This window comes from Melaminivora sp., assembly GCF_032059615.1.
In the GTDB taxonomy this organism is placed as follows: Bacteria; Pseudomonadota; Gammaproteobacteria; order Burkholderiales; family Burkholderiaceae_C; genus Melaminivora.
The window spans coordinates 1-19757 of record NZ_DAMCAM010000055.1 but is presented as its reverse complement, the minus strand read 5'-3'; the positions used below and the strand labels follow the sequence as shown (position 1 = coordinate 19757).

General features: G+C 68.3%; 18 protein-coding genes and 1 pseudogene. 9 read left to right on the top strand and 10 right to left on the bottom strand.

Features of this window, described 5'->3' with window-relative positions; genetic code table 11:
* The 4 genes from RT051_RS11780 to fdnG form a co-directional block, all read right to left on the bottom strand.
* A partial coding sequence (locus RT051_RS11780) for a formate dehydrogenase accessory protein FdhE (protein WP_313076905.1) occupies positions 1 to 698 on the bottom strand: 698 nt, incomplete at its 3' end.
* A 143-nt stretch (positions 699 to 841) separates the two neighbouring features.
* Positions 842 to 1468 (bottom strand): formate dehydrogenase subunit gamma, encoded by a 627-nt coding sequence (locus RT051_RS11775; RefSeq protein ID WP_313076902.1) that lies wholly within the window; start codon positions 1466 to 1468, stop codon positions 842 to 844.
* Entirely contained in the window at positions 1465 to 2394 is a 930-nt protein-coding gene (gene fdxH / locus RT051_RS11770) for a formate dehydrogenase subunit beta (RefSeq protein ID WP_312304713.1), read from the bottom strand. Before fdxH ends, RT051_RS11775 begins: the two co-directional genes overlap by 4 nt.
* Positions 2395 to 2406: 12 nt before the next feature.
* Complete coding sequence (gene fdnG, locus RT051_RS11765) at positions 2407 to 5472, bottom strand: formate dehydrogenase-N subunit alpha (RefSeq protein WP_313076897.1); 3066 nt, start codon at positions 5470 to 5472, stop codon at positions 2407 to 2409.
* Between the two features lie 198 nt (positions 5473 to 5670).
* Here fdnG and fdhD point away from each other — a divergent pair, with 198 nt between their 5' ends.
* From fdhD to RT051_RS11745, 4 genes are all read left to right on the top strand, one after another.
* Complete coding sequence (fdhD, locus tag RT051_RS11760) at positions 5671 to 6537, top strand: formate dehydrogenase accessory sulfurtransferase FdhD (protein ID WP_313076895.1); 867 nt, start codon at positions 5671 to 5673, stop codon at positions 6535 to 6537.
* Positions 6534 to 9068 (top strand): ABC transporter permease, encoded by a 2535-nt coding sequence (locus RT051_RS11755; protein WP_313076893.1) that lies wholly within the window; start codon positions 6534 to 6536, stop codon positions 9066 to 9068. Before fdhD ends, RT051_RS11755 begins: the two co-directional genes overlap by 4 nt.
* A 75-nt stretch (positions 9069 to 9143) precedes the next feature.
* Entirely contained in the window at positions 9144 to 9398 is a 255-nt protein-coding gene (locus tag RT051_RS11750; protein WP_313076890.1) for a hypothetical protein, read from the top strand.
* Positions 9399 to 9466: 68 nt separating this feature from the next.
* Positions 9467 to 9868, top strand: coding sequence for a group II truncated hemoglobin (locus tag RT051_RS11745; protein WP_313076889.1), 402 nt, complete (start codon positions 9467 to 9469; stop codon positions 9866 to 9868).
* Between the two features lie 31 nt (positions 9869 to 9899).
* Here RT051_RS11745 and dnaJ read toward each other — a convergent pair whose 3' ends face one another.
* The 3 genes from dnaJ to grpE form a co-directional block, all read right to left on the bottom strand.
* Positions 9900 to 11039, bottom strand: coding sequence for a molecular chaperone DnaJ (gene dnaJ / locus RT051_RS11740; RefSeq protein WP_313076887.1), 1140 nt, complete (start codon positions 11037 to 11039; stop codon positions 9900 to 9902).
* A 108-nt stretch (positions 11040 to 11147) separates the two neighbouring features.
* On the bottom strand, positions 11148 to 13103 hold the full coding sequence (gene dnaK, locus RT051_RS11735; protein ID WP_313076886.1) for a molecular chaperone DnaK: 1956 nt from the start codon (positions 13101 to 13103) through the stop codon (positions 11148 to 11150).
* A gap of 101 nt (positions 13104 to 13204) precedes the next feature.
* Positions 13205 to 13834: a nucleotide exchange factor GrpE gene (grpE, locus tag RT051_RS11730; RefSeq protein WP_313076885.1), complete on the bottom strand. Its 630-nt coding sequence runs from the start codon at positions 13832 to 13834 to the stop codon at positions 13205 to 13207.
* A gap of 162 nt (positions 13835 to 13996) precedes the next feature.
* Between grpE and rpsF the strand changes: the two genes are divergently transcribed.
* The 5 genes from rpsF (at position 13997) to dnaB (ending at position 17071) form a co-directional block, all read left to right on the top strand.
* Positions 13997 to 14374: a 30S ribosomal protein S6 gene (rpsF, locus tag RT051_RS11725; protein ID WP_106845850.1), complete on the top strand. Its 378-nt coding sequence runs from the start codon at positions 13997 to 13999 to the stop codon at positions 14372 to 14374.
* Between the two features lie 29 nt (positions 14375 to 14403).
* Entirely contained in the window at positions 14404 to 14694 is a 291-nt protein-coding gene (gene priB, locus RT051_RS11720) for a primosomal replication protein N (protein WP_312303441.1), read from the top strand.
* Between the two features lie 18 nt (positions 14695 to 14712).
* The gene (gene rpsR, locus RT051_RS11715; RefSeq protein ID WP_091570915.1) at positions 14713 to 14994 is read left to right on the top strand and encodes a 30S ribosomal protein S18; all 282 of its coding nucleotides are present in this window, start codon (positions 14713 to 14715) and stop codon (positions 14992 to 14994) included.
* 12 nt (positions 14995 to 15006) lie between these two features.
* Positions 15007 to 15459 (top strand): 50S ribosomal protein L9, encoded by a 453-nt coding sequence (gene rplI / locus RT051_RS11710; RefSeq protein WP_313076874.1) that lies wholly within the window; start codon positions 15007 to 15009, stop codon positions 15457 to 15459.
* Positions 15460 to 15649: 190 nt separating this feature from the next.
* Positions 15650 to 17071 carry a replicative DNA helicase gene (gene dnaB / locus RT051_RS11705; RefSeq protein ID WP_313076871.1) on the top strand — a complete coding sequence of 474 codons (1422 nt, stop codon included), beginning with the start codon at positions 15650 to 15652 and terminating at the stop codon, positions 17069 to 17071.
* Positions 17072 to 17137: 66 nt separating this feature from the next.
* Here dnaB and RT051_RS11700 read toward each other — a convergent pair whose 3' ends face one another.
* The 3 genes and pseudogenes from RT051_RS11700 to RT051_RS11690 form a co-directional block, all read right to left on the bottom strand.
* Positions 17138 to 17533 carry a hypothetical protein gene (locus tag RT051_RS11700; protein ID WP_313076870.1) on the bottom strand — a complete coding sequence of 132 codons (396 nt, stop codon included), beginning with the start codon at positions 17531 to 17533 and terminating at the stop codon, positions 17138 to 17140.
* 2 nt (positions 17534 to 17535) lie between these two features.
* Positions 17536 to 19326 carry a PhoH family protein gene (locus RT051_RS11695; protein ID WP_313076869.1) on the bottom strand — a complete coding sequence of 597 codons (1791 nt, stop codon included), beginning with the start codon at positions 19324 to 19326 and terminating at the stop codon, positions 17536 to 17538.
* 208 nt (positions 19327 to 19534) lie between these two features.
* Positions 19535 to 19757, bottom strand: a pseudogene (locus RT051_RS11690) (hypothetical protein); the annotation flags it as partial.

Below are 19757 nucleotides of genomic sequence, written 5' to 3'. Positions count from 1 at the left end.
GTCGATTCGCAGTGGCTGCACTTGACGCGCACCATGTGCCACTCGGTGGCGCAGGCGCCGCAGTGCAGGTAGCGCAGGCCCGCCTCCTGGCCGCCGATGCGCTGCACGCTGGCCACGGGGGGCGTGCCGCACACCGGGCAGATGCTGGCCGGCTCGGTGTAGGGGATGTCGGCCAGGCGCAGGCGGCTGGCGCGGTCGGCAAACACCACCTGCAGCGCGGCCATGACGAAGGGCGCGGCGGCCAGCTCTTCGGTCTCCGACAGCAGGCCGACGAGGACGCGGCGCGCCAGGGTGTCGCGGCCCTCGCCGTCGAGGGCGCGCAGGTGATCGATGACGGGCGCCAGCGGCTCGGGCAGGCCCGGGGCGGTGCGGGCCGCATCCAGCAGCTGGTCGAGCACGCCCTGCCAGGCCGGGTCCACATGGCTGGCGGCGGGCAGCAGGGGCATGGAGTGCTCCTGCGCGCGCGCGATCAGCGCGGCCTCGGGCGCCTCGGTCTGCACGCTGGCGGCGGCGTGCTGCTGCGCGCGCACCAGATGCGACAGGAAGGTCAGGTAGTCGCCGATGGGGTTGTCCACGGCTTTTTGCGCCAGGCGCGCGGCGCGCTCGGCAAACAGGCTGGCCGGCTGCGGCAGGCGCACGCGCGGCAGGGCGGTGCGGTCCAGGGCTTCGATGTCGCCCGGCTGAAGGATGCGTTGCACGGTATCGGGCCTTCCTCGTTCAAAAAAGTGCCGCCGGGGCAGTGACGCGACCGGCGGCTTTCAGGGGGGCTTTGCTGGCTTCAGCCAGCGCCAATTCTGGGGTTCATGCTATCAAAAACAATAACCCCAGGCTGGCGTGCGGCTCAGCTGTTGTCGCCGGTCACCTTGCGGTACCAGCCGCGGTGGTGCTGCTTGGCCCAGGCGCGCGTGACCGTGCCGTAGAGCATGGCGCGGATGGTGCCACGCGTCCAGATGGCGGCGTACACGTGCAGGATGAAAATGCCGATCATCACCGTGGCGGCGACGGCGTGCAGCACCGAGGCCAGGCGCACCAGCTCCACCGGCAGCGTGAGCCAGGCGCGCCACATCATGACGCCGCTGACGATCAGCACCAGCATGCACAGCACGAAGCCCCAGAAGACGAGCTTCTGGCCGCCGTTGTACTTGCCCTGCTCGGGCATGTCGTGGTCGTCGCCGTCCACCATCTTGCCGACGTTCTTCAGCCACTCCAGGTCGCGCCGCTCGATCAGGTTGAGCGCTGCGAAGCGGACAATCATGACCAGGAAGAACAGGAACATCACCACCCCGATGTAGGGGTGCAGGATGCGCGCCCAGGGGCCGCCGCCCAACAGCTGCACCAGCGGGTAGAAGGCCGGGTGGAAAAACGCCAGCCCGGACAGCGCCAGCAGGATGAAGCAGATGCCCACGATCCAGTGGTTCAGCCGCTCGGAGGCGGTGTAGCGCTGCAGGTCGCGCGGGTTGCGTCTCATGGCTGGCTCTCCTTCGCGGCCGCTTCGGCCTCACGGTCCTGGCGCTCCATCTCGTCTTCCAGGTCCTTGGAGACTTCGTTGGGGCCCTTGGCGATGAAGTGGAACAGGCTGCCCACGGCGGCCGCGCCCAGGGCCAGCATGGCCAGGGGCTTGGCGGCGCCCTTCCAGAGGCTGACCATGGGGCTGATGCGCGGCGCGTCAGGCAGGCCCTGGTACAGCGACGGCTTGTCCGCATGGTGCAGCACGTACATGACGTGCGTGCCGCCCACGCCGACCGGGTCGTACAGGCCGGCGTTGGCGTAGCCGCGCTCCTTCAGGTCGACGATGCGCTCGGACGCGTGGTCCTTCATCGCCTGCTTGGTGCCGAACACGATGGCGCCGGTGGGGCAGGTCTTGACGCAAGCCGGCTCCTGGCCCACGGCAACGCGGTCGGAGCACAAGGTGCACTTGTAGGCCTTGTTGTCCTTCTGCGAGATGCGCGGCACGTTGAACGGGCAGCCGGTCACGCAGTAGCCGCAGCCGATGCAGTGCTCCTCGTGGAAGTCCACGATGCCGTTGGTGTACTGCACGATGGCGCCGGGCGACGGGCAGGCCTTCAGGCAGCCCGGGTCCTCGCAGTGCATGCAGCCGTCCTTGCGGATCAGCCACTCCAGGTTGCCGGTCTGCTCGTTGTCGTATTCGGTGAAGCGCATCACCGTCCACGCATTGGGCGTCAGGTCCGTGGGGTTGTCGTAGGTGCCGTGCGTGGTGCCCGGCTCCTGGCGCAGGTCGTTCCATTCCATGCATGCCGTCTGGCAGGCCTTGCAGCCGATGCACTTGGAAACGTCGATCAGCTTGGCCACGTCGCCCGAGTGCGGGCTGCGCGCCTGCGGCGCGGGCGATGTGGTGGCCGACACGCGCTGGATGTCAAGGGATTGCAGTGCCATCTCGTGACTCCTTTAAGCCTTCTCGACCTTCACGAGGAAGGTCTTGAATTCCGGCGTGTTGGTGTTGCCGTCGCCCACGAAGGGGGTCAGGATGTTGGCCAGGTAGCCTGGCTTGGTCAGACCCTTGAAGCCCCAGTGGATGGGGATGCCCACGTGGTGCACGGCCTTGCCCTCGATCTGCATGGCCTTGATGCGCTTGGTCACCACCGCCACGGCCTTGATGTGGCCGCGCTTGGAGCTGACCTTGACGCGGTCGCCCGCGGCAATGCCCAGCTCCTTGGCCAGCGCTTCGCCGATCTCGACGAACTGCTCGGGCTGGGTGATGGCATTGACCAGGGAGTGCTTGGTCCAGTAGTGGAAGTGCTCGGTCAGGCGGTAGGTCGTTCCCACGTGGGGGTAGTCCGCAGCCTTGCCGAAGGTGTCCCAGATGTTGTCGAACACGCGCGCGGCCGGTGAAGACGTGGCCTTGGCGTTGCTCGGGTACATCGGGTTGATGCCCAGCGGCGTGTCGAACGGCTCGTAGTGCGTCGGGAACGGCCCTTCGGCCAGGCCCTTGCGCGCAAAGAAGCGTGCAACGCCCTCGGGGTTCATGATGAACGGGCCGTTGCCGGTCTCGGGAGCGATGCCCACGCCCGTGTCCGGCACGTCCGCGCCCACCCAGGCGCGGCCGTTCCACTCCACCAGCTTGCGCCGGGGGTTGAAGGCGCGGCCCTCCAGGTCGGCCGAGGCCCGGTTGTAGAGCACGCGGCGGTTGGCCGGCCAGGCCCAGGCCCAGTTCAGCGTGTTGCCGATGCCCGTCGGGTCGGAGTTGTCGCGGCGCGCCATCTGGTTGCCGGCCTGCGTCCAGGCGCCGGCATAGATCCAGCAGCCGCTGGCCGTGGTGCCGTCGTCGCGCAGCTCGGCAAAGCCTGCCACCTGCTGGCCTGCCGCCCGGATGACCTTGGTCGGGTCCTTGGGGTCGACCAGGTCCACCAGCGCGCGGCCGTTGTACTCCTTGGCGATTTCCTCGGAGGTCGGGTGCTCGGGCTGGGCGTAGCGCCAGTCCAGGTTGACGATGGGGTCGGGGAAGGCCCCGCCGTCCTTGGCGTACAGCGCCTTCAGGCGCATGTGCAGGCCGGACATGATGGCCACGTCGGTGCGTGCCTCGCCCGGGGGCTCGGCCGCCTTCCAGTGCCACTGCAGCACGCGCGAGGAGCTGACCACCGCGCCCTCTTCCTCGGCAAAGCAGGTCGTGGGCAGGCGGAAGACCTCCGTCTGCACGGCCGCCGTGTCGATGTCGTTGAACTCGCCGTGGTTCTTCCAGAACTCGGAGGTCTCGGTGGCCAGCGGGTCCATGATGACTAGGAACTTGAGCTTGGCCAGGCCGTCGCGCACGCGGTGGCTGTTGGACAGCGCCGCGATCGGGTTGAAGCCCTGGGCGATGTAGCCGTTGACCTTGCCCTCGTTCATGAGCTGGAAGATCTGCAGCATGTCGTACTGCTTGTCGAGCTTGGGCAGGTAGTCGAAGGCCCAGTTGTTCTCGGCCGTGGCCGCCGCGCCGAAGAGCGACTTCATCAGGCTGACGTGGAACTTCGGGTAGTTCTGCCAGTAATTCATCTGGCCGGGACGCAGCGTCTTGGGCGTGCGCGCCTCCATGAAGGCGGCGTAGTCCTGCTCTTTTTCGTTGGGCAGGGTGAGGTAGCCCGGCATGCTGGACGACAGCAGCCCCAGGTCGGTCAGGCCCTGGATGTTGGAATGCCCGCGCAGCGCGTTCATGCCGCCGCCGGCCACGCCGATGTTGCCGCACAGCAGCTGCACCATGGCCGCGCAGCGCAGGATCTGCGAGCCGATGGAGTGCTGCGTCCAGCCCAGCGCGTACATGATGGTCGCGGCGCGGCCCGGCACGGCGGTGGAGGCGAACTTCTCGCACACGTGCAGGAACTTGTCCTTGGGCGTGCCGCAGACGCTCTCCACCTTCTCGGGCGTGTAGCTCTCGTAGTGCTTCTTCATGAGCTGGTACACGCAGCGCGGGTGCTGCAGCGTGGGGTCGGTTTTCACGTAACCGTCTTCGCCCAGCTCGTAGTCCCACGTCTTCTTGTCGTAGGTGCGCTTTTCCTCGTTGTAGCCCGAGAAGATGCCGTCCACGAACTGGTAGTCATCGCGCACGATGAAGCTGAAGTCCGTGTAGTTGTGCACGTACTCGTGGTGGATCTTGTCGTTGGACAACAGGTAATTGATGATCCCGCCCAGGAAGACGATGTCGCTGCCCGAGCGGATCGGGGCATAGAAATCGGCGACCGAGGCCGAGCGGTTGAAGCGCGGGTCCACCACCATGAAGTGCGCCTTGTTGTGCGCCTTGGCTTCGGTGACCCACTTGAAACCGCACGGGTGTGCTTCGGCGGCATTGCCGCCCATGATCAAAATAACGTCCGCATTCTTGATGTCGACCCAATGGTTCGTCATCGCTCCACGGCCAAACGTCGGGGCAAGACCTGCCACCGTCGGGCCGTGTCAAACACGGGCTTGGTTGTCGAACGCGAGGATGCCCCAGGAGCGGGCAACCTTGTAGGTGATGTAGCCGGCTTCGTTGCTGGACGCCGAGGCGGCCAGCATGCCGGTGGTCAGCCAGCGGTTGACCGTCAGGCCGTCGTCCGTCTTGGCCTGGAAGTTGGCGTCGCGGTCGTCCTTGAGCAGCTTGGCGATGCGGTTCAGCGCATCGTCCCAGGACAGGCGCTTCCACTCGTTGCTGCCCGGCGCGCGGTACTCGGGGTACAGCAGCCGGTTGGGGCTGTTGATGAAGTCCAGCAGGCCCGCGCCCTTGGGGCACAGCGTGCCGCGGTTGACCGGGTGGTCGGGGTCGCCCTCGACGTGCATGATCGAAAGACGGGCGTTGGCCGAGCCATCGCCCAGGGCGTACATGAGCAGACCGCAGCCGACGGAGCAATAGGTGCACGTCTGGCGGGTCACCGTGGCAGCGGCCAGCTTGTACTGGCGTACCTCGGCCAGCGCGGTCGCGGGCGAAAAGCCCATGGCAACCAGGCTGGAGCCCACCAGGCCTGCCCCGCTCACGCGGAAGAAGTGCCGGCGGTTCATGTCCATGATGAAACCTCCTGTGTGGGAATAGGAATGTGTGGTGCCATCTTCGCTGCAGACCCCGGCGAGGGAATGAGGGTTGGCACCTAGTTGTTGTGTGACTGCGCGGCCACGCGGGTGTGGCGCGGCGGCCATCATAGCGGCAGGGTCAATTTCCCAGCGCCGCGGTCGGACCCGGCCGCGGCCGGGTGCCGGACAATGCCCATGGCTGGTATCGTGCCGTCCATGTCCGTGATCGAGTTTGCTCCCGCCTGCGCCTTGCCCGAATCCATTGCCCCGCTGCAGCGCCTGCCAGCCCAGTCCTGGCAGGGCGGGGTGCCCGCGCCTACCCACGCCGTGGACGTGGCCGCCGAAGTGCCTGTCGCGCTGGTCTTCAACGGCATCTCGCACGCGGTCATGATGGCCACCCCGCAGGACCTGGCGGAGTTCGCCGTGGGTTTTGCCCTGTCCGAGGGCATCGTCGAGGCGCCCGGGGAGTGCCGTGACCTGGAGGTGCTGACGCACGGAGCAGGTACGGCGGACGCGAGCTGCTCGGTGCACATTGAAATCCCGCCGCGCCACTTCATGCGCCTCAAGGAGCGCCGCCGCGCCTTGGTCGGGCGCACCGGCTGCGGCGTGTGCGGCATCGACAGCCTGCAGGCCCTGGATTTGCACCCAGAGCCCGTGCCCACCCCGGACTGGGCGGCCCGCCTGGACGCGGCCGCCGTGTTGCGCCCCTTCGAGGCCCTGGCCTCGCGCCAGACGCTCAACGCCCGCGCCGGCTCGCTGCACGCTGCCGGCTGGGCCACGCCGCAGGGCGAACTGACCGAGGTGCTCGAGGACGTGGGCCGGCACAACGCGCTGGACAAGCTCCTGGGCCGTCTGGCGCTGGCCGGGCGCCTGGGCGAGCCGGGCTTCGTCGTCATGACCAGCCGCACCAGCTACGAGCTGGTGCGCAAGTGCGCGCGCCTGCAGGTGCCGGCGTTCGCCACCATCTCGGCGCCCACGACGCTGGCGCTGCAGCTGGCGCGCGAGGCCGGCATGCAGCTGTGGGGGCTGTGCCGCCCGCCGACGGTGCTGCGCTATGTATGAGGGCTGAGGCGCGGGCGCCTTCGGCCGTCGCCCTGGCCTGGCGCACGCTGTGGCGCGACCTGCGCGCCGGCGAGCTGCGCCTGCTCGTGGTGGCCGTGGCGCTGGCCGTGGCTGCGCTCGCCTCGGTGGGCTTCTTTGCCGACCGGCTGCAGGGCGGCTTGGCGCGCGATGCCCTGCAGCTGCTCGGCGGGGACGCGGTGGTGGCCAGCGACAGCGCCACGCCACCCGCCTTTGTGCAGGAGGCCGAGCGCCTGGGCCTGCGCCATGCCACGTCACTGAACTTTCCCACCATGGCCCGCGCCGAGGATGCGCGCGGCGGCGCCAGCCGGCTGGTGGCGCTCAAGAGCGTGGAGCCGGGCTACCCGCTGCGCGGGCAGCTGCAGGTGGCGGACGGCCCGGATGCGCCGGGCCAGCCCACGCGCGATATCCCGGCGCCCGGCCAGGCCTGGGTGGACGCGCCGCTGCTGGCCGCGCTCGGCCTGCAGGTGGGCGACGCGCTGCTGCTGGGCGACGCGCGCCTGGCAATCACGCGCGTCATCACGCTCGAGCCCGACCGGGGCGCGGGTTTCCTGTCCTTTGCCCCGCGCGTCATGATCCACGCTGCGGACTTGCCCGCCACCGGCCTGGTGCAGCCGGCCAGCCGCATCACCTGGCGCCTGGCCGTGGCCGGCCCGGCGCGCGCGGCGCAACGCTTTGCGGACTGGGCGGCCGAGGAGGCAGCGCGCGCGGGTGTGCGCGGCGTGCGCGTCGAGTCCCTGGACAGTGGTCAGCCCGAGATGCGCCAGACGCTGGCGCGCGCCCAGCAGTTCCTGAACCTGGTGGCGCTGCTTGCGGCGCTGTTGTCGGCCGTGGCGGTGGCCCTGGCCTCGCGTGCCTTTGCCGCGCGCCACCTGGACGCAGCAGCCCTGCTGCGCGTGCTGGGCGCGCCGCAGCGCACCATCGCCGTCGCCTATGCGCTGGAATTCCTGGCCGTGGGGCTGGTGGCCAGCCTGCTGGGCGTGCTGCTCGGCTTTGCCCTGCACCATGTCTTCGTGCTGCTGCTGGCTGGCCTGGTGCCGGGCGGGCTGCCGGCCGCAACGCCCGCGCCGGCGCTGCTGGGCCTGGGCGTGGGACTGGCGCTGATGCTGGCCTTTGGCCTGCCGCCGGTGCTGCAGCTGGCGCAGGTGCCGGCGCTGCGCGTCATCCGCCGCGAGCTGGCCGGCCCGCGGCCGGCGTCGCTGGCCGTGCTGGGCGCGGGTCTGGCGGGCTTTGCCGCGCTGCTGCTGGTGGTGGCGGGTGACGCCCGGCTGGGCGCCATCGCCGTGGGCGGCTTTGCTGGCGCCGTGCTGCTGTTCGCGCTGCTGGCCTGGGCCGCCGTGCAGCTGCTGCGCCGCGGCGTGCGCGAGGGCACGGCGCCGCGCTGGCTGCTGCTGGCCACGCGCCAGGTGGCCGCGCGCCCGGCCTATGCGGTGGTGCAGGTCAGTAGCCTGGCCGTGGGGCTGCTGGCGCTGGTGCTGCTGGTCTTGCTGCGCACCGACCTGATCGCCAGCTGGCAGCGCAGCGCGCCGGCCGAGGCGCCCAACCGCTTCGTCATCAACATTCTCCCTGAGCAGGCGGCGGACTTCCGCGCCCGGCTGGCCGCCGCGGGCGTGGCGCAGTATGACTGGTACCCCATGTTTCGCGGGCGCCTGGCCGCCATCAATGGGCGGGAGGTGCAGCCGCAGCAGCAGGCCGACGAGCGCACGCGGCGCATGCTCGAGCGCGAGTTCAACCTCTCGCACGCCAGCGCCCGGCCCGCGCACAACCTGATCGTCGCCGGCCGCTGGCAGCCCGGCGAGGCGGGCGCCGTGAGCGTGGAGGAGGGCATCGCCAGGACGCTGGGCCTGCGCCTGGGCGATGTGCTGCGTTTCGACGTGGCGGGCCAGCCGGTCGAGGCGCGCATCACCAGCCTGCGGCGCGTGGACTGGGGCTCGCTGCGTGCCAACTTCTTCGTCCTGTACCCGGTGGCCGAGATGCCCGGGGTGCCGCTGACCTACCTGGCGGCCTACCGCGCGCCGCAGGGCGCTGCCGCCTTTGACAACGCCCTGGTGCACGATTTTCCCAACATCACCAACGTGGACCTGAGCGCCACGCTGGCGCAGGTGCAGGGGGTGCTGGCGCAGGTCACCCGCGCGGTGGAGTTCCTGTTCGTCTTCACGCTCGCCGCCGGCCTGGTGGTGCTGTTCGCCGCCGTGACTGCCACGCGCGAGGAGCGAGCGCGCGAATTCGCCATCCTGCGCGCGCTGGGCGCCCAGGCCCGGCTGCTGCGCCAGGTGCAGCGCGCCGAGCTGGCCGGGGTCGGCCTGCTGGCCGGAGCGCTGGCCGGCGCCGTGGCGCTGGGGGTGGGCTGGCTGCTGGCGCGCCAGGTCTTCGGCTTCGACTGGAGCGCGCCGCTGTGGGTGCCTCTCGCTGCCGCCCTCGCGGGGGCCCTGCTGGCGCTGGCGGCGGGCTGGTGGGGCCTGCGTGACGTGCTGCGCCGGCCGGTGGTCGAGACGCTGCGCCGCGCAGCCTAGCAGCATTACAATTTTGATAGCTACAACTCAAGGCTATATAAGGGAAAACGCCGTTTTTTATCAGGAAAAAACGCCATGACTTCCCACACCCCTAACCCGGATGCTCCGGATGCCCCGGACTGGTCCGCCGCCCCCGAGGGTTGGAACTGGCTGGCGCAGGACGCCGATGGCCGCTGGTTCTGGTATCGCACCCAGCCCCAGCTGGGCTGGGCCGGCGGCGTGTGGCGTTCCAATTCACGCAACCAGCAGCTGGCCGGCGAGGGCGCGCCCAGCGCCGACTGGGCCGATTCATTGCAGACGCGGCCGGACTGGAGCCCGGAGCAGAGGTAGGGCGGCGCTTTCGCGCGGCAAGACCCCTCAGCGCCGGGCGGCGAGGGCCCTTCCTACAATCGCCCGCCATGACGACCGCAGACCCTGCCACCACCCCTGCAACGGCCTACGAATGGCTGGGCGGCGAAGACGCCGTGCGCCAGCTGGTGGAGCGCTTCTATGACCTGATGGACCTGGAGCCGGGCTATGCCGAGCTGCGCGCCACGCACGGCAGCACGCTCGATGACGCGCGCAGCAAGCTGTTCTGGTTTCTCTGCGGCTGGCTGGGCGGGCCCGACCACTACCAGCAGCGCTTTGGCCACCCGCGCCTGCGGGCGCGCCACCTGCCGTTCTCCATCGGCATCCTGGAGCGCGACCAGTGGGTGGCGTGCATGGACCAGGCCATGGAGGATGTCGGCGTGCCCGGGGCGCTGCGCGAGCGCCTGAACGAGAGCTTCATGGGCACGGCCGACTGGATGAGGAACCGCTGAGCCGCGCCCGGCGCAGCGGTCCCTGCCGGGCTCAGCTAAAGAAGCTCTTGAGCTTGTCCGTCCAGCTCTCGGTCGAGGGCGAATGCTTGGCGCCGCCCTTCTTGAGCGATTCGTCGAAGTCGCGCAGCAGCTTGCGCTGATACTCGGTCAGCTTGACGGGCGTCTCGACCACGATGTGGCAGTACAGGTCGCCCGGGTAGGACGAGCGCACGCCCTTGATGCCCTTGCCGCGCAGGCGGAACTGCTTGCCGGCCTGCGTGCCCTCGGGGATGTCGATGGCGGCCTTGCCGGCCAGCGTCGGCACCTCGATCTCGCCGCCCAAAGCGGCGGTGGTGAAACTGACCGGCACCTGGCAGTGCAGGTCGTCGCCGTCGCGCTCGAAGATGTCGTGCTTCCTGATGCGGATCTCGATGTACAGGTCACCCGGCGGGCCGCCGTTGGTGCCCGGCTCGCCGTTGCCGGTGGAGCGGATGCGCATGCCGTCGTCGATGCCGGCGGGAATTTTCACCTCGAGCGTCTTCTGGCGCTTGAGCTTGCCCTGGCCGTGGCAGGTCGTGCACGGCTCGGGAATGATCTTGCCCGTGCCGCGGCAGTGCGGGCAGGTCTGCTGCACGCTGAAGAAACCCTGGCGCATCTGCACCGCGCCCGAGCCGTGGCAGGTGCCGCAGGTCTTCGGGCTGGTGCCGGGCTTGGCGCCCGAGCCGTGGCAGGTGTCGCAGGCCTCCCAGCTGGGGATGCGGATCTGCGCCTCCTTGCCGTTGGCGGCCTCCTCCAGCGTGATCTCCATCGCGTAGGACAGGTCACTGCCGCGATAGACCTGGCGGCCGCCGCGCCCGCCCCGCGCCCCGCCGGCGCCGAACATGTCGCCGAAGATGTCGCCAAAGGCCTCGGCAAAGCCGCCGAAGCCCTCGGCGCCGCCCATGCCGCCGCGCATGTTCGGGTCCACTCCGGCATGGCCGTACTGGTCGTAGGCGGCGCGCTTTTGCGGGTCGGACAGGATTTCGTAGGCTTCCTTGGCCTCCTTGAAGGACTCCTCGGCGCGCTTGGCTGCATCCCCCTGGTTGCGGTCAGGGTGATGTTTCATGGCGAGCTTGCGGTAGGCTCTTTTCAGCTCATCGTCCGTAACGTTCTTGGGAACGCCCAGGACCTCGTAAAAATCTCTCTTGGACATGGTTCTTTCAGCCCGGTTGGCGCAGGAACGCCGCGCGAACCCCAGGTGCTCCCCGGGGCCCGGCGCGGCGGTCGTCTAACACGGCTATGGTTGGCCGGCAGTGGTGGCTCAGCCCTTCTTGACTTCCTTCACCTCGGCATCGACCACGTTGTCGTCCTGCGCAGCCGAAGAGGACGAGGACGCAGCACCGGCAGACTGGGAGGCGCCATCCTGGCCGGCGTCGCCGCCCTGGGCGGTCGCCTGGGCGTCGGCATAGACCTTCTCGCCCAGCGTCTGGCTGGCGGTCATCAGGGCGGTGGTCTTTTCCTCGATGGCGCCCTTGTCATCGCCCTTCAGGGCGTCTTCCAGCGCCTTGACGGCCGCCTCGATCTTCTCCTTCTCGCCGCCGTCGAGCTTGTCGCCGTGCTCGGACAGGCTCTTGGTCACCGAGTGCACGGCCGCCTCGCCCTGGTTGCGCGCCTGCACGAGTTCGAGCTTCTTCTTGTCGTCGGCCGCGTTGATCTCGGCGTCCTTGACCATCTTCTGGATCTCGTCCTCGGACAAGCCCGAGTTGGCCTTGATGGTGATCTTGTTCTCCTTGCCCGTGCCCTTGTCCTTGGCGCCCACGTGCAGGATGCCGTTGGCGTCGATGTCGAACGTCACCTCGATCTGCGGCGTGCCGCGCGAGGCCGGGGCAATGCCTTCCAGGTTGAACTCGCCCAGCAGCTTGTTGGCGCTGGCCAGCTCGCGCTCGCCCTGGAAGACCTTGATGGTCACGGCCGGCTGGTTGTCCTCGGCGGTGGAGAAGGTCTGCGCGAACTTGGTCGGGATGGTCGTGTTCTTGCTGATCATCTTGGTCATCACGCCGCCCAGGGTTTCGATGCCCAAGGACAGGGGGGTGACGTCCAGCAGCAGCACGTCCTTGCGGTCGCCCGAGAGCACCTGGCCCTGAATGGCGGCGCCGACGGCCACGGCCTCGTCCGGGTTCACGTCCTTCCTCGGCTCCTTGCCGAAGAATTCCTTGACCTTGTCCTGCACCTTGGGCATGCGGCTCATGCCGCCGACCAGGATCACGTCGTTGATGTCGGACACGCTGATGCCAGCGTCCTTGATGGCCGTGCGGCAGGGCGCAAGCGTGCGCTCGATCAGGTCGTCCACCAGGCTCTCCAGCTTGGCGCGCGTGAGCTTGATGTTCAGGTGCTTCGGACCCGAGGCATCGGCCGTGATGTAGGGCAGGTTGATGTCGGTCTGCGCGCTGTTGGACAGCTCGATCTTGGCCTTCTCGGCGGCTTCCTTCAGGCGCTGCAGGGCCAGCACGTCCTTGGACAGATCGACGCCCTGGTCCTTTTTGAACTCGGTGATGATGTAGTCGATGATGCGCTGGTCGAAGTCCTCGCCGCCCAGGAAGGTGTCGCCGTTGGTGGCCAGCACCTCGAACTGCTTCTCGCCATCGACGTCGGCGATCTCGATGATGGACACGTCGAACGTGCCGCCCCCCAGGTCATACACGGCGATCTTGCGGTCGGCCTTGTCCTGCTTGTCCAGGCCGAAGGCCAGGGCCGCGGCGGTGGGCTCATTGATGATGCGCTTGACATCGAGGCCGGCGATGCGGCCGGCGTCCTTGGTGGCCTGGCGCTGGGCGTCGTTGAAGTACGCGGGCACGGTGATGACGGCCTCGGTCACGGGCTCGCCCAGGTAGTCCTCGGCGGTCTTCTTCATCTTGCGCAGCACTTCGGCGCTGATCTGCGGGGCGGCCAGCTTCTGGTCGCGCACCTGCACCCAGGCGTCGCCGTTGTCGGCCTTGACGATCTGGTAGGGCATCAGGTCGATGTCCTTCTGCACTTCCTTCTCGTCGAACTTGCGGCCGATCAGGCGCTTGGCAGCGTAGATGGTGTTCTTGGGGTTGGTGACGGCCTGGCGCTTGGCCGAGGCGCCGACGAGGATCTCGCCGTCATCCTGGTAGGCCACGATGGAAGGGGTGGTGCGCGCGCCCTCGCTGTTTTCGATCACGCGCGTGGTGTTGCCTTCCATGATGGCCACGCAACTGTTGGTCGTGCCCAGGTCGATGCCGATGATTTTTGCCATGTTGTTCTCCGAAACAAGGTGGGAATTTCTGAATAGCCGTTACATGTGGATAAGTGCCGCGTCTTCAAGCGGCGGCGCGGCGAAAAACCGCCGCGCAGGCCTCACTTGGGCGCGGCCACCGTGACGAGGGCAGGGCGCAGCACGCGATCGAAGATCAGGTAGCCCTTTTGCAGCACGCCGACGATGGTGTTGGCCTCCTGCGCGGAGGGCACGACGCTGATGGCCTGGTGCTGGTGGGGGTCGAACTTCGTGCCCGGCTCGGGGTTCACGACCACGACCTTGTTGCGCTCGAGCGCCGACAGCAGCTGGCGCAGCGTGGCGTCCGAGCCTTCGCGCAGCTGCTCGGCGGTAGCGCTCTCGATGGCCAGGGCGGCATCCAGGCTGTCGCACACCGGCAGCAGGCTCTCGGCAAAGCCTTCGATGCCGAACTTGCGCGCCTTGGCCACTTCGTCGTCGGCGCGGCGACGGGCATTCTCTGCCTCCGCCTTGGCGCGCAGGTACTGGTCGGCCAGGTCGGCGCTTTTGGCCTTCAGCTCGGCCAGCTCGGCCTGCAGGCGCGACAGCTCGTCGGCGGCGTTGGCGGCCATGGCGGCTTCGACTTCTTCGGGAGAGGATGCGGATTGGGGTTGATCGGACATGTCTGTGTGCTGTTCTTGGAAATGTCTGAAAAAAAAGGGTGACGCGCGGCACTTGGGTGCAGCGGCGTGGATTTCAAGCGCCGGCCCTCCCACGGGCGGCTGCAGCCCGAACCGGCGAGGGGCTGGCAGCGGCGCGCAGTGTACAGGTGCGCAGCGGCTGGCTATAATCGCGTGTTTTGCTTTTTGCCTTGCCACACTGCATGCCCTGGATGCCCGGGGCGACGCGGCAGGTGGCTTTATCCAAAAGGAGTGTGCATGCGTCACTACGAAATCATCTTGTTGATCCACCCGGATCAGAGCGAGCAGGTTCCTGCCATGCTCGAGCGCTACAAGGGCATGATCACCGCCGGCGGTGGCCAGATCCACCGCGTGGAAGACTGGGGCCGCCGCCAGCTGGCCTACCTGATCAACAAGCTCGCCAAGGCCCACTACCTGTGCCTGAACATCGAGGCCGACCAGGCCGTGATGGCCGAGCTGGAGCACGCCTTCAAGTTCAACGACGCCGTGCTGCGCCACCTGACGGTGCAAAAGAAGACGGCCGAGACCGGCCCGTCCTCCATGATGAAGACCGTCGAGCGCGAAGAAGCCCGCAAGGCCAGCCAGGCGGAAGCCGCTGCCGCCGGCGAGCGTTGAGCCGCCCGGCCATCTGATCGCCAGGAGGTGTGGAAAACCAGCTCACCCTGAAGGCTGCGCTCGCCGACATCCAACTGCTGCGCCATACCCCCGCCGGACTGCCGGCGCTGGATCTGGTGCTGGAGCATGAATCGGTGCAAAGCGATGCCGGCGCGCGGCGCCAGGTGAAAGCCACCGTCCGCGCCGTCGCCTTCGGCACGCTGGCCGAGCGGCTGGCCCGCCAGGCTCCGGCAAGCGTCTGGACCTTCAAGGGGTTCGTCGCCGCAGGGCGCGGAGGCAAGGGGCTGGTACTCCACATCCAGGAAATCCAACAAGATTAATTTTCAAGAGGTCCAACCATGGCCACGTTCAAGAAATTCAACAAAGACAAGCGTCCCAAGCGCAACACCCAGTCGCTGCTGTTCAAGCGCAAGCGCTTTTGCCGCTTCACCGTCGCCGGCGTGAAAGAGATCGACTACAAGGACGTCGACACCCTGCGCGACTTCATCGCCGAGAACGGCAAGATCATCCCCGCGCGCCTGACCGGCACGCGCGCCATCTATCAGCGTCAGCTCAACACCGCCATCAAGCGCGCGCGCTTCCTGGCCCTGCTGCCGTACTCCGACCAGCACAAGATCTAAGGAGCACGCACCATGCAAATCATCCTGCTCGACAAGGTCGTGAACCTGGGCAACCTGGGCGAGATCGTCAAGGTCAAGGACGGCTATGCCCGCAACTTCCTGATCCCCACGGGTCGCGCCCGCCGCGCCACGGCTGCTGCCAAGGCCGAATTTGAAGCGCGCCGCGCCGAACTGGAGAAGGCCGCCGCCGAAAAGCTGGTCGCCGCCCAGGCCGAAGGCGAGAAGCTGGCGGGCACCACCGTCAAGCTGACGCAGAAGGCCGGCGTGGACGGCCGCCTGTTCGGCTCGGTCACCAACCAGGACATCGCCGAAGAGCTGAACCGCCAGGGCTACAACCTGGTGAAGTCCCAGGTGCGCCTGCCCAACGGTCCCATCAAGACCACCGGCGACAACACCATCACCGTGGCCCTGCACACCGACGTGGTGGTGGAGCTGACGGTGGCCGTGTACGGCGAAACCGCCTGATTTCGCAGTCCTGCGCCATGCATGAAAAAAGCCGCCTCCGGGCGGCTTTTTTCATTGTGCAGTCCCCCGTTTGTGCACGCAGCGCCCACCGCTTATCCACAGGGTTGTGCAATGACGCGCAGGCCCGCGGCCGCTAGCATCGCGGCTCCGTCGTCTTCCTGTGCCGTTTTTCGCGTTGCGCTCCGCCCTCATGTCTGCCGTCCTGTCCGTCCCCCTCGATGGGTTTGAAATCGCCCCGCCGTTTGACCGCGAGGTGGCGCAGCTGCGCGTGCCGCCGCACTCGATCGAAGCCGAGTCGAGCGTGCTGGGTGGCCTGTTGCTGGACAACATGGCCTGGGACCGCGTGGGCGACCTGCTGGTCGAGGGCGACTTCTACCGCTACGAGCACCAGCAGATCTATGGCGCCGTTGCCGTCCTGGTCAATGCCGGCAAGCCCGCCGACGTGATCACGGTGCACGAGCACCTGCAGGTGCTGGGCCGCGCCGAGCAGATCGGCGGGCTGTCCTACCTCAACAGCCTGGCGCAATACGTGCCCAGCGCCAGCAACATCCGCCGCTACGCGGAGATCGTGCGCGAGCGCGCCATCCTGCGCAAGCTGGTGAGCGCCAGCGACGAGATCGCCACCAACGCCTTCAACCCCCAGGGCAAGCCGGTCGAGCGCATCCTGGACGAGGCCGAGCAGAAAATCTTCGCCATCGGCGAAGAGGGCTCGCGCATGAAGCAGGGCTTCCAGGCGCTGGACACGCTGGTGGTGGACCTGCTCGACCGCGTCCAGGAGATGGCCGACAACCCCATGGACGTGACCGGCGTGCCCACGGGTTTTGCCGACCTGGACCGCATGACCAGCGGCCTGCAGGCCGGCGACCTGGTGGTGCTGGCGGCGCGCCCGTCCATGGGCAAGACCTCGTTCGCCGTGAACATCGCCGAGCACGTGGCGTTGAACGAAGGTCTGCCGGTGGCCGTGTTCTCGATGGAAATGGGCGCCGCGCAGCTGGCGGTGCGTATCGTCGGCTCCATTGGCCGCGTGAACCAGGGCAACCTGCGCACCGGCAAGCTGACCGACGAGGAGTGGCCGCGCCTGACGGAGGCCATCGAGCGGCTGCGCAACGTCTCGCTGCACATCGACGAGACGCCCGGCCTCACGCCCTCCGAGCTGCGCGCCAATGCCCGGCGCCTGGCGCGCTCGTGCGGCAAGCTGGGCCTGATCGTGGTCGACTACCTGCAGCTGATGAGCGGCTCGGGCGCCAGCAGCTCGGAGAACCGGGCCACCGAGCTGGGCGAAATCTCGCGCGGCCTGAAGATGCTGGCCAAGGAGCTGCAGTGCCCGGTGATCGCGCTGTCGCAGCTCAACCGCTCGGTGGAGACGCGCACCGACAAGCGCCCCATGATGAGCGACCTGCGCGAGTCCGGCGCCATCGAGCAGGACGCGGACATCATCATGTTCATCTACCGCGACGACTACTACAACAAGGACTCCAAGGAGCCCAACGTCGCCGAGATCATCATCGGCAAGCAGCGCAACGGCCCCACGGGCACGGTCAAGCTGTTCTTCCAGAAGAACCAGACGCGCTTTGAGAACCTCGCCATGGGCCATGGCGACGACACTTATTGATGAAAAGGGCTCCAGCCCGCGCCAGTGCTTGACTTATAGCTATTTTTAACGGAGCAAAAGGCGGGCTCAGTGCCCCAGCACCCAGCCCAACAACCCCAGGCTGACCACTGCCAGCAGGGCGCTGCTGCCCATCAGCCAGCGGCTGCGGGCGCGCAGTGCGTCGATGGCGCGCACCAGCTGCGCGTTCTGCTCGGCCAGCGAACGGATCAGGACGGCGCTGGCGCGCTGGTCCTCCTGCAGGCGCCCCATCTGCTCCTGCAGGGCGGTGAGCTGGCCTTGCAGCAGCTCGGCGTCGGAGGCCAGCGGGCTGCTGCGGGCCACGCTCGCCGCCGCAGGGGTGGCAGGTGCCGGCCCCTGCTCCTCGCGGCGTATCAGCCGGCGTGCGCTCTGCACGATTTTCGGCGTGGCCTCCAGCACCTGCCCCCAGGGCACGAACTTGAGCGCGGTCATCCAGCCGGCCATGGCTACATCACCTCGCTGGCGAAGTCGGCCAGGCGCGAGCGCTCGCCGCGCGCGAGCAGGATGTGCCCGCTGTGCGGCCAGCCCTTGAAGCGGTCCACCGCATAGGTCAGGCCCGAGGAGCCCTCGGTCAGGTAGGGCGTGTCGATCTGCGCCAGGTTGCCCATGCAGATGATCTTGGTGCCCGGGCCGGCGCGCGTGATCAGGGTCTTCATCTGCTTGGGCGTCAGGTTCTGCGCCTCGTCGATGATCACGTACTTGTTCAGGAAGGTGCGCCCGCGCATGAAGTTCAGGCTCTTGATCTTGATGCGGCTCCTGATCAGCTCGTTGGTCGCGGCGCGGCCCCACTCGCCGGCATTGCCGCCGTCGCCCTTGGCGAGAAATTCCAGGTTGTCGTCCAGCGCGCCCATCCAGGGGCCCATCTTTTCTTCCTCGGTGCCGGGCAGGAAGCCGATGTCCTCGCCTACGCTCACGGTGGCGCGGGTCATGATGATCTCGGTGTAGCGGCGCTGGTCCAGCACCTGCGTCAGGCCCGCAGCCAGCGCCATCAGCGTCTTGCCGGTGCCGGCCGTGCCGGTGAGGGTGACGAAGTCCACATCCGGGTCCATGAGCAGGTTCATGGCGAAGTTCTGCTCGCGGTTGCGCGTGTTCACGCCCCACACGGCGTTGCGCGACGAGCCGTAGTCCTTAAGCGTCTCCAGCACCGCCGTGCGCTCGCGGATCTCGGTCACGCGCGCGTACATGCCCGGCTCGCCCGGCGCCTCGTAGAAGACGAACTGGTTGATCATCAGCTGGTCCACCAGCGGCCCGTTGATGCGGTAGTACATCTGCGCGCCGCGCTGCCAGCTTTCGACGTTCTTGCCGGCCTTGGCCCAGAAGTCGGGCGGCAGCGCCAGGCTGCCGGTGTAGAGCAGGTCGGCGTCGTCCAGCGTCTTGTCGTTCTGGTAGTCCTCGGCCGGCAGGCCCAGGGCACGCGCCTTGACGCGCATGTTGATGTCCTTGGACACCAGCACCACCTCGCGGGGCGCATGCTGGCGGCGCAGCGCCGCCACCACGCTCAGGATCTGGTTGTCGGCCTTGCCCTGGGGCAGGCCGGGCGGCAGCTCGAAGCTGAGCGGCGAGGTCTGGAAGTACAGGCAACCTCCCGCGCCGACGTGGCCCGTGGCGTCGAGCTTCAGACCGTCGGCGATATCGCCATCCTGCGCGCCCACCAGGGCGTCAAGCGTGCGGCTGGCCTGGCGGCCGTTGCGCGCCACCTCGGTCATGCCCTTCTTGTGGTTGTCCAGCTCTTCGAGCACCACCATGGGCAGGAAGATGTCGTGCTCCTCGAAGCGGAACAGGCTGGTCGGGTCGTGCAGCAGGACGTTGGTGTCGAGCACGAACATCTTGCGCGGGCCCTCGGCCTTGCGCCGGGCGGCCGGTTTTGCCGGCGCGGCGCGGCGCGGCCTGGCGGACGCTGTGGGGCTGGTCGCCGGGCTGGAGGCGGGGGCGGCCTCCGCTGCGGGCGCAGTTCGGGTCTTCCGGCCCGCGGCGGCAGCGGCGGCCGGCGCGGCGCCTGCGGCGGCTTCGGCAGGGGCGGGCGCCGGTGTCGGTGCCGGCTCGGGCGCGGCGCGGCGCAGGCTGCGCGAGGCGGGCGTCCTGGTGGCTGCCTTGGCGGCAGCCGTCTTGCGGCCGGCGGCGGGGGACGTGGTGGTTTCGGTGTCGTCCTGCGGCTGGTCTTGCTTGCCGGCAGCCTGGCGCATGGCGCCGGCAGCCAGCATCGTGGCACGCTTGGTCGGGGCGGGAGGCAGGGGCATGTGCGAAGGCCTTGCGGGTGGTGCGGCGGTTCAGGGGAAGAGGCGCGGCGGGCGGGCCGCGATTGCGGGCGGGCGCAAAAAAGCCGCCGGGCGGACCAGGCGGCTTGTAACGTTGGCGGCTCGGAGCGCGTTCTTCAGAGGCATTGACCCATTATGCATGCTGCCTCTGACCGCCCATCCGCTGCCCGCAGCGTGCGGGCGGGGCGGTTCAGGCGGCTTCCTGCACGGGCGCCTTCTCGGCCGCCTCTTCCTTGGCCTTGGCGGGAGCCAGCTTGGTGCCGGACTTGAGCGCCTTCACGGCCTTGAGCACTTCCTCGACGTGGCCGGGCACCTTGAGGCCGCGCCACTCCTGCGCCACCAAGCCGTCGGGGCCGATCAGGAAGGTGCTGCGCTCGATGCCCTTGACCTTCTTGCCGTACATGATCTTGTTC